The sequence below is a fragment of the Sulfurimonas sp. genome (genome assembly GCF_029027585.1).
GTDB lineage: Bacteria > Campylobacterota > Campylobacteria > Campylobacterales > Sulfurimonadaceae > Sulfurimonas.
Map to the genome: position 1 here is coordinate 909,279 of NZ_CP093397.1, position 13,057 is coordinate 922,335.

At 30.9% G+C, this 13,057-nt stretch carries 17 protein-coding genes and 1 pseudogene; 9 read left to right on the forward strand and 9 right to left on the reverse strand.

Annotated elements, in window-relative coordinates; translation table 11 throughout:
• Positions 1-2: 2 nt before the first annotated feature.
• The gene (locus tag MOV50_RS04715; RefSeq protein WP_321779247.1) at positions 3-707 is read right to left on the reverse strand and encodes a FecR family protein; all 705 of its coding nucleotides are present in this window, start codon (positions 705-707) and stop codon (positions 3-5) included.
• Positions 708-786: 79 nt separating this feature from the next.
• Here MOV50_RS04715 and MOV50_RS04720 point away from each other — a divergent pair, with 79 nt between their 5' ends.
• On the forward strand, positions 787-1,515 hold the full coding sequence (locus MOV50_RS04720; protein WP_321779248.1) for a YaaA family protein: 729 nt from the start codon (positions 787-789) through the stop codon (positions 1,513-1,515).
• Between the two features lie 5 nt (positions 1,516-1,520).
• Here MOV50_RS04720 and MOV50_RS04725 read toward each other — a convergent pair whose 3' ends face one another.
• A complete protein-coding gene (locus MOV50_RS04725) occupies positions 1,521-1,772 on the reverse strand; it encodes a hypothetical protein (protein WP_321779249.1) in 252 nt (83 codons plus the stop codon).
• A gap of 96 nt (positions 1,773-1,868) precedes the next feature.
• Between MOV50_RS04725 and MOV50_RS04730 the strand changes: the two genes are divergently transcribed.
• A complete protein-coding gene (locus tag MOV50_RS04730) occupies positions 1,869-2,618 on the forward strand; it encodes an RNA methyltransferase (protein ID WP_321779250.1) in 750 nt (249 codons plus the stop codon).
• 105 nt (positions 2,619-2,723) lie between these two features.
• Here the strand turns inward: MOV50_RS04730 and MOV50_RS04735 are convergent, their stop codons facing one another.
• The 7 genes from MOV50_RS04735 to MOV50_RS04765 form a co-directional block, all read right to left on the reverse strand.
• A complete protein-coding gene (locus MOV50_RS04735) occupies positions 2,724-3,227 on the reverse strand; it encodes a YbjQ family protein (RefSeq protein ID WP_321779251.1) in 504 nt (167 codons plus the stop codon).
• Between the two features lie 97 nt (positions 3,228-3,324).
• On the reverse strand, positions 3,325-3,849 hold the full coding sequence (locus MOV50_RS04740; protein ID WP_321779252.1) for a hypothetical protein: 525 nt from the start codon (positions 3,847-3,849) through the stop codon (positions 3,325-3,327).
• 170 nt (positions 3,850-4,019) lie between these two features.
• Positions 4,020-4,313: a type II toxin-antitoxin system RelE/ParE family toxin gene (locus MOV50_RS04745; protein ID WP_321779253.1), complete on the reverse strand. Its 294-nt coding sequence runs from the start codon at positions 4,311-4,313 to the stop codon at positions 4,020-4,022.
• Positions 4,303-4,560, reverse strand: a complete 258-nt coding sequence (locus tag MOV50_RS04750) for a hypothetical protein (protein ID WP_321779254.1) — start codon at positions 4,558-4,560, stop codon at positions 4,303-4,305. The genes MOV50_RS04745 and MOV50_RS04750 overlap by 11 nt, the downstream gene beginning before the upstream one ends.
• Positions 4,561-4,618: 58 nt before the next feature.
• On the reverse strand, positions 4,619-5,437 hold the full coding sequence (locus MOV50_RS04755; protein WP_321779255.1) for an SDR family NAD(P)-dependent oxidoreductase: 819 nt from the start codon (positions 5,435-5,437) through the stop codon (positions 4,619-4,621).
• Positions 5,434-5,754 carry a thioredoxin family protein gene (locus MOV50_RS04760; protein ID WP_321779256.1) on the reverse strand — a complete coding sequence of 107 codons (321 nt, stop codon included), beginning with the start codon at positions 5,752-5,754 and terminating at the stop codon, positions 5,434-5,436. The genes MOV50_RS04755 and MOV50_RS04760 overlap by 4 nt, the downstream gene beginning before the upstream one ends.
• Before the next feature lie 34 nt (positions 5,755-5,788).
• The gene (locus MOV50_RS04765; RefSeq protein ID WP_321779257.1) at positions 5,789-6,556 is read right to left on the reverse strand and encodes an outer membrane protein; all 768 of its coding nucleotides are present in this window, start codon (positions 6,554-6,556) and stop codon (positions 5,789-5,791) included.
• A gap of 168 nt (positions 6,557-6,724) precedes the next feature.
• On the opposite strand from MOV50_RS04765, the gene MOV50_RS04770 reads away from it, so the two are divergent.
• From MOV50_RS04770 to MOV50_RS04800, 7 genes and pseudogenes are all read left to right on the forward strand, one after another.
• Complete coding sequence (locus MOV50_RS04770) at positions 6,725-7,633, forward strand: AEC family transporter (RefSeq protein WP_321779258.1); 909 nt, start codon at positions 6,725-6,727, stop codon at positions 7,631-7,633.
• Between the two features lie 101 nt (positions 7,634-7,734).
• Positions 7,735-9,165 (forward strand): type I glutamate--ammonia ligase, encoded by a 1,431-nt coding sequence (gene glnA, locus MOV50_RS04775; protein WP_321779259.1) that lies wholly within the window; start codon positions 7,735-7,737, stop codon positions 9,163-9,165.
• Between the two features lie 56 nt (positions 9,166-9,221).
• Positions 9,222-10,127, forward strand: coding sequence for a HAMP domain-containing sensor histidine kinase (locus MOV50_RS04780; RefSeq protein ID WP_321779260.1), 906 nt, complete (start codon positions 9,222-9,224; stop codon positions 10,125-10,127).
• Between the two features lie 328 nt (positions 10,128-10,455).
• A pseudogene (gene leuA / locus MOV50_RS04785) lies at positions 10,456-12,113 on the forward strand (2-isopropylmalate synthase).
• 11 nt (positions 12,114-12,124) lie between these two features.
• Complete coding sequence (locus MOV50_RS04790; RefSeq protein WP_321779261.1) at positions 12,125-12,280, forward strand: hypothetical protein; 156 nt, start codon at positions 12,125-12,127, stop codon at positions 12,278-12,280.
• Positions 12,281-12,357: 77 nt separating this feature from the next.
• Complete coding sequence (locus MOV50_RS04795; protein ID WP_321779262.1) at positions 12,358-12,741, forward strand: hypothetical protein; 384 nt, start codon at positions 12,358-12,360, stop codon at positions 12,739-12,741.
• A complete protein-coding gene (locus MOV50_RS04800; protein WP_321779263.1) occupies positions 12,704-13,051 on the forward strand; it encodes a sensor histidine kinase in 348 nt (115 codons plus the stop codon). The genes MOV50_RS04795 and MOV50_RS04800 overlap by 38 nt, the downstream gene beginning before the upstream one ends.
• Positions 13,052-13,057: the final 6 nt, after the last annotated feature.

Sequence of the window (13,057 nt, forward strand, 5' to 3'; positions counted from 1 at the left end):
TTTTACTTTATAGAACCCATAAGTTTTTCAAAATATTCAAATTCAGCATCATCATCTTTAGAAAAAGTTTTCTCATCAACTTTTTGCCCATCAAAAACAATAGTATTTCCAGCTTGAAGGTCAAACTCTTTTGTTAGTTCAGCTTTACCTTTGTTTTGTTCACTTAAAAACTTTTCATATTCACTCTGTTGCTTAGAAACATAGTTATTATACTCTGCTCTTATAGCCTTTCTATAAAGCTCAAACTCCTCTTTTATGCTCTGGATTCCAACTAAACCTTCTTTTAATTTTACAGAAGATTTTTCACCAACGCTTACCACGAAAGTTGTTCCTTTGATGCCGATAATTGCAAATGGTGTTTTAACTTTAATGGCATTTTTGGAATCTCTAGAAGTGATTTTATAGTAAACTCTACCTTGAAGTTGTTCAGTAAGTTTTACAGATGCAAAAAACAGAGTTGAACTTTTATCAAGAACTAAAGTAGAGCCATCGCTAAGATTAATGACAGCACTCGCTTTTTTACCAGTAGTTATCAAATCACCTTTTTTGATTTCTAAGCCAACTTTTACTTTGCTCTTTTTAAATGATCCTTCATTTTTGATTTTAACATTTCCATCTATACTTTTTACACTTCCAATGCTAACACTTGCATCTAAATTTGTAAGACATACTAAAACCATAACAATAGACAATAAAAATCTTTTCACAATAAACCCCTATAATTATTTTTACCTATTATATCATTTAAATTGATATAATTGGACTCTCTTAAATAAGGATTTATAAATGCTAAAAATATTATTTTCACCCTCTGAAGGAAAAAACAGTGGCGGCAGTGAGTCAAAAAGAGCACTTCTTGGCTCAAATGAAGCAAGGAAAAATATTTTAGATGAGTACAATAAAATAGTTTTAAACTCTGATGAAACTCAAATAAAAAAATTATTTGGTTTTAAAAAATTTGATGATTGTAAAATCTATATGAACGATGTATGCAACTCTAGTCTTATGAGTGCCATACAAAGATACAAAGGTGTAGCTTATAATTATTTAGATTATAACTCTCTAGATGCATCTGCACACAAATATTTAAAATTAAACACCATAATATTTTCAAACCTTTACGGTCCTATTTTAGGTGGAGATACTATCGCAAACTACAAGGTAAAACAAGGTAATGATATTGGAGATATAATTCCTGATAAATTTTATAAAGATAGATTTTCTTATCAGCTAGATTTATTTTTAAGTAAAGATGAGATTTTAGACCTTCGTGCTGGATATTATGAGAAATTTTACAAGGTTACAAAACCCTATACAACTTTAAAATTTTTAAAAAATGGTAAGTCGGTAAGTCACTGGGCAAAAGCTTATAGAGGTTTGGTTTTAAGAGAATTAGCAAAACGAGACATACATTCTATGGAAGAGTTTATGTCACTTGAAATTGAGGGTTTAAACATTAAAGAGATAAAAGTTATAAAAAATAAAACTGAAATTATTTATGATATTGTGCAATAAATAACTTACGCACTAAGCAGTTGACTTGGGCGTATCATTTTATCTTCTAAAAGAGCTTTGATTAGTTTTTGTTTTGCGTAGTAGTTGTTTGTCCAAACACTAACTAAACCATCATGAACTTTGTAGTCTAAATCTATCGCATTTTTAGAAAAGTAATCAAAAACATTCTCAACTCTAACGCCAACTTGACACTCTCGTGGAACAACAAAGCGTCCATCTTTTATAATAGTTCCGTTAATTATGCTAATCGTTGTCATTTTAAAACTCCTTCTTTTTATTTATAATAGAACTATAAAAAAATAAAGTGTAAAAATAGTGTAAAATGTCGTTTATAACTAAAAGAAGGATTAATTGTGGAAGATTCACAAGAGTATAAAGACAAAAAAGCATATTTCCAAAAGATTATTACACTTTATGGAAGGAATGTTGTTATAGAAGCTTTGCAAGACTCCAGCATAGAGGTGCATAAACTACACCTTGCATCTAGCAATAAACCAGATGGCGCTATAAAAACTATTTTAAGTCTAGCAAACACAAGAAATATAGAGATAACTTACCATGAAAAGAACTCTCTTTCTAGAATAAGTAAAAATGCTAAACAAGACCAAGGTGTCGCCATAGATATAATCGCACAAACTTATAAGAGTGCAAATGAAATACAAAACCTTAATAACTTTAGGCTTATCGCTTTAGATGGTATCCAAAATCCACAAAATCTTGGAATGATTATCCGTTCTTGTGCTGCTGGAAATGTAGATGGAATAATTTTACCTAAGAAAAGTTCTGCAAAAATTTCTCCACTTGTAATCAAAGCTAGTGCTGGGACTCTCTTTAAACTTCCTATTTACTACTGTTACTCACTTGATGAAATTTTACCAAAGCTAAAGGACACTAGTATCTACGCTCTTTCTTCTCATGCAAAGAATAGCATCTATAATGTTAAAGCAGAAAAAAAATCTATCTTCGTTTTAGGAAATGAAAGCGATGGGATAAGCCCAGAAGTTGAAAAACTTTGTAACAACTCCATCTCCATCCCAATGCAAAGAGGCGTTGAGTCACTAAATGTAGCAGTAACTGCTTCACTTTTGGCTTTTATGAGATAAGGTTGGATTACTCCTCGTCACAGCTCTCCTGAGCTGTGATGTATCTCATTATTTGTAGGCATTCCATCTTGAAAAGATGGAACGATATAACTCTATCAAGATTATTTAATTTTTCATTAAACTAAATTTCACAACTGTACCTGTAGCAAATACAGATAAAATTGAACCACCATTAGCATTATTATAAGTGTGTTCTATTTTAACTCCTATTATTGCATCTCCACCATTTAAAATTACTTTTTCTTTTAATTCTTTTAAAATAGTTTCATTTGCTTGATTTAAACCTGATTCAATTGAGCCTATTCTACCACCTACAATATCTCTTACAAAATTAAATAAATCTTTTATAATATTTATTCCATATACACATTGTGCAGAAACGATACAAATTCTTTTTTCTATTGGCACATCAATAAAAGTTTCCGTTGTTACAAAAATGGAATCTATTTTTTCTTTTCTTAATTCTTCCTCTCTTCTTGATTTTTCTCTTCTTATCACTTCTACTATTTGTTCTTTTCTAATAACTTCAGGACTTACACAGTCCGTGCAATACCCATCATTTAATTCTTTCTCTGGAAAGTTATAATTACATTTTATGCACTTAGGCATTTTTATTCCTTATCAATTTATTTACAATTATCTCTTTTTTCTGGTTACATCTCTCATGAGATGTAATTTACTATATTTCTTGTGACTAAAGTGTATTTTATCGATAATACATAACTCCACCAATATCAATATATGAACCTGCAAACTCACAGCTAACAGTACCACTTTTTATTTTCTTAGCTTTAACTCTACCGGTTTCTTTCTGAGTTGTTCTCATTTTAGATGTATAATTAAACCTCATTGTTGTTTTTGTTGTTGACCAATCAAAATCAACTTCGCCCTTGTATCCATGATAATCTTTATACTTTGCATCATAGGTATATTGAACAAAACTTCCTGTTCCTCGTGAATTAATTGTAACTATTTGGTTGCCATTACTACTTTTATATACACCAGCTATATTATCTTTACAAGAAAATTCACTTAAGGATTTACTCTTAACACGCTTACCTTTATTTGATCTTTTTTCTGCTTTTTCCAAATCTTTAACCATCTGAAGCATAGATGCTGGTGGATTATCCATTTGAGATAACATTTGTTTCATTTTTTGTAGTTCTACTGAATCTGCTTGAACTAAACTACTTATGAGCATAATGCTCACTATCAATATACTTTTAAACATTAAAAATTCCTTATATAAAATTTCATAGTATCTATTCTGACATTTGTATGTCACAACGAAAATACATAAGAAATAATTCTATCATTAATAAGAGGAACGATAAAATATTAATGTGATTAAATCTTTCTCAAGCATACTTGTGGTCATGTAACTTACCCTATTTATCAGAGCTATTTAATTTTAGTAGGAGGCTTATTTTTATTAAATATTCTGATAATCCTAATCAGATTTTTTTCTAAATCTACTTTATATACTATTGTATATCCTTTGTAAATCATATCTCTTATACTATCATTGCCAAAATATTTTGATTTTCTAAATTTGTATGGAAAGTTTGGTAAGTTGTTGATTAATTCATCTAACTCATTTTTAAAATTTTCACTTGCACTTAGTTTGTCTTGTGCTATATAGTCTAGAATTTGAAAAAGATTGTTTTTATATCTTTTTAAACGCTTAATTGTCATATTTTGATTTTAGTTCTTTGAAAAAAGTATTCATTTCATCATCATACTGTTCTTGAGTTAAAAACTCAGCTTTCCCATTCTCAATATCTTCTAAATCTTTTTGTAGTTCTTTTTGTCTTTCGTAAAAATAAGGATCATATTCTAAGTTCTTATCCTTTGATATAGTTATGCGGTCACTATGATTATTAACATAATTCATAAAATCATTCACATAATCATCTTGAACTTCTACTGCCATTGTTTGCATAATATACTCCTTATATTTTAATTTTATCTATTATAGCAAAAAAAATCTAGTTCTCAAATTAGATTTTTATCAAAATCTTATCAAGCATACTAGTAGTCAAAACTCTTTTCAACGCACCTAGTATATGAGTAGCTAGAGTGTTATAATATCTTGCTTGTGGTTTTTTAGCTTCAAGAGCATGAACTATATTTTTTATAACAACGACAGAGTTTTTTGTGAAGGGGTCATTTTCTTTTTCTTCTTTTGATTCTAGTAGTTCTTCGTTGTACTCTCTCTCAAAAATACTGCCTTTTGAAATGACATTTTTTTTAAACATTTTTAAAGCATTTTGTCTAAAGTCAGACCTAACAGGGCCTGTATTTATGGTGCAGACAAATATATCTGTATCCATAAGTTCCAAACGAAGTGTGTCACATAAGCCTTCTATGGCATACTTAGATGCATTGTAAGCTCCTCTAAAACGAAGAGAGATAATTCCCAAAACAGAAGAGTGTTGTAAAATTCTTCCATATCCTTGTTTTCGCATAATTTTAAGACTTTGTCTTGTTAGCTCATGGAGTCCGAAAAAGTTTGTTTCAAACTGCTCTTTTAGTGCATCTGTTGTTATATCTTCAACTGCTCCAGGTTGCCCAAATCCAGCGTTGTTAAAAACTGCATAAAGTTCTTTATCTTTAGTTATAAAATCTAGTATCTTTTTAATGTTTGAAGAAGAAGTAACATCAAGTAAATAAGCATCTAAACCTTCACTTCTTAATCTTTTTACATCTTCTTCTTTTCTGGCAGTTGCGTAAACTTTGTAGCCATTTTGATGTAAATAATGAGCGGTATCATACCCGATACCACTAGAACAACCAGTTATTAAGATATTTTTTTTCATGAAGTCATAATCTCATAAGGTCTTTTAATCTCACGAATAACCTCATCAACACTCATGTGACGAGATTTTCGTAAAAACTCTTTAGAATCAAGAAAAACTAAAACAGTAGGAATACTAAAAACTCCAAAATGAGGAGCTATTTCTTCATTTAACGAGATATCCACACTCTGAATTTTAAACTCTTTAAAGTTAGCATCTATTGCCTCTAAAAGTTTAGGTTTTAGTGCATGACAGACATTACAAGTCGGAGCAGAAAAGTAAACCATAACCGCTATATTTTCATTTATACATTTTTGAATATTTTGGATTGTTTGCATGATGAAATTATAACAAATATAATCTCATTATAATTTAAAAATGATATTTTAAGCCAATGCTTATCGTTCTTATCCACATATCTTCAAATTTGTAAACTCCGATTGAATGCGTTGTATTTCCTGCTGTTCTTTCATCACCTGAAGAGGCATCACCTATATTTACTAATGATAAATCAGCAGTAAATGATAGATTTTGACTTAATAAATAGTCGATGCCTACTGCTAGGCGATAAGAAAGTCCTATTGTAGTTTTATCCTTTAGATAAGTAAGATGCTTACCGTTGCTGAATTCCTCTCCAGATTTAAATTCATTTCTTGACTGACCAATGCCTACTCCGATGTAAGGTGAAAAAGAATTTATGGTAGTAAAATCATAATAAGCACTAAGCAAAATTAATCGTGAATCCATATCTGCGATAAATTCAGTGTGATGATTTCCTGGAAAGTTAGTTGTCCAATCCAAATTACTCTTTATTTTGTAGTAGCTAATATCAAAGCGATAATTATTTGACACTCTATAACCAATACGAACTCCATTCATTGTATTAACATGAAGATTTATATCACTCATACGCCCATTAAAAGAACCGCCTGAAGTATCTGGTCCAGAATTAGGACCACCATAAATACTTACTGCCTGTCCACTAAATAATTCAACATAATATGGATTAAAATCTTCTGCATATACGCTGCTTGTATTTATAAAAAGACCTAATGCTAATAATAATTTATAGGGATAACGCATATAAGATTTTTTAACTCTTAAAATATTTTTTACCATTATTTCAACCTTGTACTTCAATATTTAACTATACTCTTTTATAACTATTTTCTATTATATTTATAATACTTCATTATAGCATATAATAACTTTAGTTAATTTTTATCTAAAAAAAATTATGATAATCAATGCAAATATGATAGTTAAATTCTTTTTCAAATTCTATAATATAATAGTTATAATACTATCATGAGTTCAATAATATTTTCTATTCTTAGCATCTACATCTTCATCGTGATCGGTTTTATAGCAAAGCTGAGTTTTAAAGAAAAAATTGATGATAAAACCATAAACCTTATAAATATATATTTTTTACAAGTCTTTTTAACCTTTTGGGGACTTCTTATTCGCCCTATCGATATTACACTTTTATATGCTCCAAGTATTTATCTAGGTATCGTTCTAATTTTACTTTTAGTATCTATTTTTGTTGCAAAAAAACTCTTCTCTTCACCAAAAGAGTACTCCATAGCAACAGTTGCAGCCATCATAGGTAATACTGGGAACTTAGGAATCCCGATAAACATAGCTATATTTGGAGAAGAGTCCATTCCATATACCACTGTCGTAAACCTTGTGAATGTTTTTGTAGTTTACACTGTTGGTGTTTTTTACTACTCTCGTAGCACTTATGACATAAAAACCTCACTTTTTAACATCATAAAACTTCCTATTTTATGGGCATCTATCATTGCTATACTTCTTAGCATCTACGGGTACAAACCATCAGGTGCAATAGCAAATATGTTAATGATGGGAGCATACGCATCTATGACTATGCAACTCTTTTTATTTGGTATCTATCTTTATGGAACTAAAATAAAAGAAGTTAGTAAAAGCCTAATAATCTGGGTAATTACTTTCAAGTTTATCCTCTTGCCACTTATAGCCTTCATAGTTCTTTACTTTTTAGAACTTGATTCTATGATAAAAGGCATAATCTTTATAGAACTTATGATGCCTCTTGCAGTTGCAAATGTAAACTTAGCATCTCTGTATGATTGCAAACCAAAAGTTGTAACTGCTTTAGTCTTCATTTCATCTATTATATTTTTAGGCGTAATTTTTATAGCTGTCAAGGCTTTAGAGTATTTATGAAACATTATTTAGTTATTGGTTAAAATTTAAACAAAAATTATCTTTTGATTAAATGTAAATGAGATATACTAATATCAAATTTTAATTTCGGGAGAAAATGAATGGGAAAATTTGTTAACAATACAGAAGAGTTTTTTGCTTTTTGTGAAGAAAATGATGTTCAATTTGTAGACTTTAGATTTACAGATATTAAAGGTGCATGGCACCATATCAGTTATAGAATGAGTGCTGTTAATGCTACTCAACTTGAGAATGGATTACCATTTGATGGTTCTTCAATCGAGGCATGGCAACCAATAAACAAATCAGATATGCTATTAAAGCCTGATGTTGGAACTGCCTTCTTAGATCCATTTACTGCTGACCCTACTATTATTGTAATTTGTGATGTTTATGATATTTACAAAGATCAAGCTTATGAAAGATGCCCTCGTTCAATCGCAAAAGCAACACTTAAACATGCTGAAGAGATTGGCATAGCTGATACTGCTTACTTTGGACCTGAAAATGAATTTTTTATCTTTGACAATGTAACTTTTGTTGATAATATCAATCAAGCTGGTTATAAAGTCGATACTGAAGAGGGTGGCTGGAACTCTAATACTGAGTATAAAGATATGTACAATACTGGTCATAGACCAGGAACTAAAGGTGGTTACTTTCCAGTAGCACCGACGGATTCTGCTGTTGATATGAGAGCTGAAATGATGCAAATTTTAGAGCAAGTTGGTCTTGAAGTAATGCTTGGTCACCATGAAGTTGCACAAGGTCAACATGAACTTGGAATTGTTTTCTCTGACATCATCGGTGCTGCTGATAATGTTCAAAAATACAAATATGTTGTAAAAATGGTAGCTCACCTCAATGGTAAAACTGCTACATTTATGCCTAAGCCACTTTATGGTGACAACGGAAATGGTATGCATGTTCACCAATCACTTTGGAAAGATGGCAAAAATCTTTTTTATGCTCCAGGTCAGTATGCAAACTTAAGTCAAATGGCTGTTAATTATGCTGGTGGTATCTTTAAACATGCTGCTTCTGTTTCAGCTTTTACAAATCCAACTACTAACTCATACAAAAGACTTTTACCAGGGTTTGAAGCTCCTTCAATCTTGACTTACTCTTCTCAAAATCGTTCTGCTGCTTGTCGTATTCCTTATGGTGCTGGTGAAATGGCTACTCGTATCGAGATGAGATTTCCAGATTCTACTGCTTGTCCTTACTTAGCATTTGCTGTAATGATGATGGCTGGACTTGACGGTATCAAAAAAGAAACTGTTCCTGTTGGTCCAATGGATGAAGATTTATTTGAGCTTTCTCTTGATGAGATTCGTGAGAAAAACATTCCTCAGATGCCACATACACTTCGTGAAGCATTAGAAGGTCTAATCAGTGATAATGACTTCTTAAAACCTGTATTTACTCAAGAGTTTATAGATGCTTATCAACATTATAGATTTGAGCGTGATGTATGGCCAGATGAAGGTCGTCCAACTGCTTATGAGTTTAAAACTACTTACCAATGCTAAATTAAATGAGGCTTTTGCCTCATTTTTTGATACAATATACTAAAAAATAGAGTATCATGCAAGAAAATATTTCTAAAGAACTAATCGATGAAATTGTTAAACTCTCTAAAAATGCTGATAAAGAACTCTACTCTAAAATAAAAACCCTTATAAATATCTACAACGAACAAGTAAACCTAAATAATAAAATTACAAAAGAAAATGACTTTTTTTTAAAAAAATGGGATAAAAGAAATATATTATCTCATAATAAAAAAGATAAACTTATGGAACAACAATCTCGTTTAGCATCTATGGGTGAGATGATAGATGCTGTCGCACATCAATGGAAACAACCCTTAAATGCCATAAGTATGATGGTAGATATACTTCGAGATGATTATAGCACTGGTCATGTAAACGATTCATATATAGATGATTTAGATACAACAGTACATTTACAAATAGACCACATGGTAAATACTCTTAGTGAATTTAGAACCTTTTTAAGACCTTCTACTAAAAATGAAGACTTTCAAATAGGTAGCGTTATACAAAATGTTGAAATTCTTATGAAAGATGAGTTAATCACTCAAAACCTACATATAAAAATAGATATAGATGAAGACATAAGTATCTTTGGAAATAAAAATGAGTTTAAACATCTTTTCATTAATCTAATAAATAATTCTATTGACGCTTTTAATGAAAAAAATATATCTGCAAGAGAAATTAATATCAGAGCCTACAAAGAAGGTAAAAACATATATATTGAAGTTGAAGATAATGCTGGAGGAATTCCAAAAAATATAATCAACCATATTTTCAGACCTAATGTAACAACAAAAGCAGAAGGAAAAGGCACAGGAATCGGTCTTTATATGAGTTCTCAAATCGTTACAAAAAACAATGGCACTATTAATGTTCACAACACTGATGAAGGTGCTTTTTTTACAATAATCTTACACCAACCATTTATTTGATATAATTGCGATTAAGATAGCTAAAGTTACAGACCATAAATAACTTCATTCTCAACAATATTTAAAAGGTTTAGGTTCAAGACAAACTTTTTTTGGCGATACGAGTATCGTTAAAGAAAGTTTAACGCAGAAGATGAATCTTTTAAATGTTGCCCTTCGGGTGAGAAGAGAAGCTACAAGCTACTTCGTTAAAAGCTCTTTAAGCTACTAGTAGCTCATGCGAACTTTCGCCTTGTATCTTATAGCTTCTCTTCTCATTGAGTATGAAGTTATTTATGGTCTGTAACTTATAAGAGTGCCTATCAAAATTTCAAGTAAGGATTCAATTATGAGTCAGATAAAACAAGGTAAATACAAGCCTTACCCACAAATAGATTTGCCAAATCGTTCTTGGCCAACTAAAACAATTACTTCAGCTCCATTATGGTGTAGTGTAGATTTACGAGATGGAAATCAAGCACTTATCAACCCTATGGACATGAACAAAAAACTTGAACTTTTCGCACTCTTATTAAAACTTGGATTTAAAGAAATAGAAGTTGGTTTTCCATCTGCTTCAAAAGTAGAATTGACTTTTTACGCCGTTTGGTTGATGATAATCTTATACCAGATGATGTAACAGTTCAAGTTTTAGTTCAAGCAAGAGAGCATTTGATTGCTAAAAGTTTTGATGCACTTAAGGGTGTTAAAAAAGCGACTTTGCATCTATACAACTCTACTTCTACTGCTCAAAGAAAAATAGTTTTTGGCAAGAGTCAAAAAGAGATAATTGAACTAGCATTAGAAGGTGTGAAATTAGTAAAAAAGTATGAAAAGACTCATGATGGAGAGATATTTTTAGAGTACTCACCTGAAAGTTTTACAGGAACAGAGTTAGAATTTGCAGTAGAAATCTCAAATGCAGTTACAAAAGAGTGGGGGATTTGTGAACAAAGAAAAGTTATCATAAACCTTCCTGCAACTGTTGAGATGGCAACTCCAAATATTTACGCTGACCAAATAGAGTGGATGGCAAATAACTTAGAAAATAGAGAAAATGTCATCATTTCAACTCACACGCATAACGACAGAGGAACTTCTGTAGCAGCTACTGAGTTGGCTCTTTTAGCTGGAGCAGATAGAGTTGAAGGAACACTTTTAAGTAATGGAGAGAGAACAGGAAATGTTGATATTATTACCTTAGCTTTAAACATGACAACTCAAGGTTTAAACTCTAAACTTGATTTTACAAATATAAATGAAGTTTTAGATGTTGTTGAGAGATGTACTGAAATAGATACACACTTTCGTCACCCTTATGTTGGAGAGTTAGTTTACACTGCATTTTCTGGCTCACATCAAGATGCGATAAACAAAGGTTTAGCTTATCAAAAAAATAAAGAAGATGAGTTTTGGGAAGTTCCATACTTACCAATAGACCCGGAGGATGTTGGAAGAAGTTACGAGAGTATCATTCGTATAAACTCACAATCTGGTAAAGGCGGAGTAGCTTTTATACTAGAGAAAAACTTTGCTTATAGCCTACCAAAAGCTATGCACCCTGAAATAGGAAAGATAGTTCAGGGTGTTACAGATGCTAAAGGTAAAGAGCTAGATGCTAAAGAGATTTTAGAGATATTTAAAGACACTTACTTTAGAGCAAAAGAACATATTTCGTTTGTTGATTTTAGAGTAAAATCTGATAATAAACTATCTTCTTGTACGCTTACTTACAGTTATAATGGAGTGCAGATAGTAGCATCAGGAGAAGGAAATGGTCCCATAGATGCTTGTAAAAATGCTCTTATGAAAGACTATAAAAATGAGTTTACTATAAACTCTTACTCTGAACACTCCTGTGGAGATAAAAGTTCAGCTTTAGCCGTTGCATATATAGAAATACAAACAAAAGAAACTTTATCTTGTTATGGCGTTGGTAGAGATAATGACATAGCAACAGCATCTGTAAAAGCTATGTTTTGTGCATTAAATAGAGCTTTTAGTTAAGTAAAACTTAGATGGAAGATGAAAATCAAAAACTCATTGATGAAATCATTCTTCTTTCAAGGCTCTCTAACCATAGGCTTAGAGAGCAAACCCACCGTCTTATAGAAATCTATCAAAATCAAAAAAGAAAACTCAAAAGATACAAAAAAATAACTCTATCTTTCTAAAACAAATAGATAAGCGTTCTGTTATTGTTCAAGCATCTAGTAGTAAAAAAGATAAGCTACTATCTCAACAATCAAAAATGGCTGCTATGGGAGAGATGATGGATGCTGTTGCTCATCAATGGAAGCAGCCTTTAAACTCTCTAAGCATGATGAATGATATGTTAGAAAATGATTTTAAAGATGGAATAGTTGATAATGACTACATAAAAGATATGACACAAACGACTCAGATGCAAATAGCTCACATGCTAAATACTCTAAATGAGTTTAGAACTTTTTTCAGACCTTCAAAAGAAAATGCAGATTTTTTTATCGATGATTGCATACAAAGTGTTGAGATACTAATGAAAGATGAACTAATTAAAAATAATATAAATCTAAATATAGAAATTCAAGACAATATTAGCATCTATGGTCTTATCAATGAATTTAAACATCTTTTTTTTAAATCTTATAAGTAATAGTATAGATGCTTTTAATGAACATGCCCTAAAGGATACCGCTACGCATAATATAAAATCTAGAACGATTGATATAAAAACATATATAGATGCAGACAATAATATCATAGAATTTAAAGACAACGCCCTTGGAATTCCACAGAGTGTTATAGCTGATATATTTAAGCCAAATGTCACAACTAAAGCTGATGGCAAAGGTACAGGCATAGGTCTGTATATGAGTTTGCAAATAGTTAAAAAACATGAAGGTGCTATAAGCGTCACAAACACTGAAAATGGCGCACTTTTTACAATAACTATTAAAAATTAAAATTTA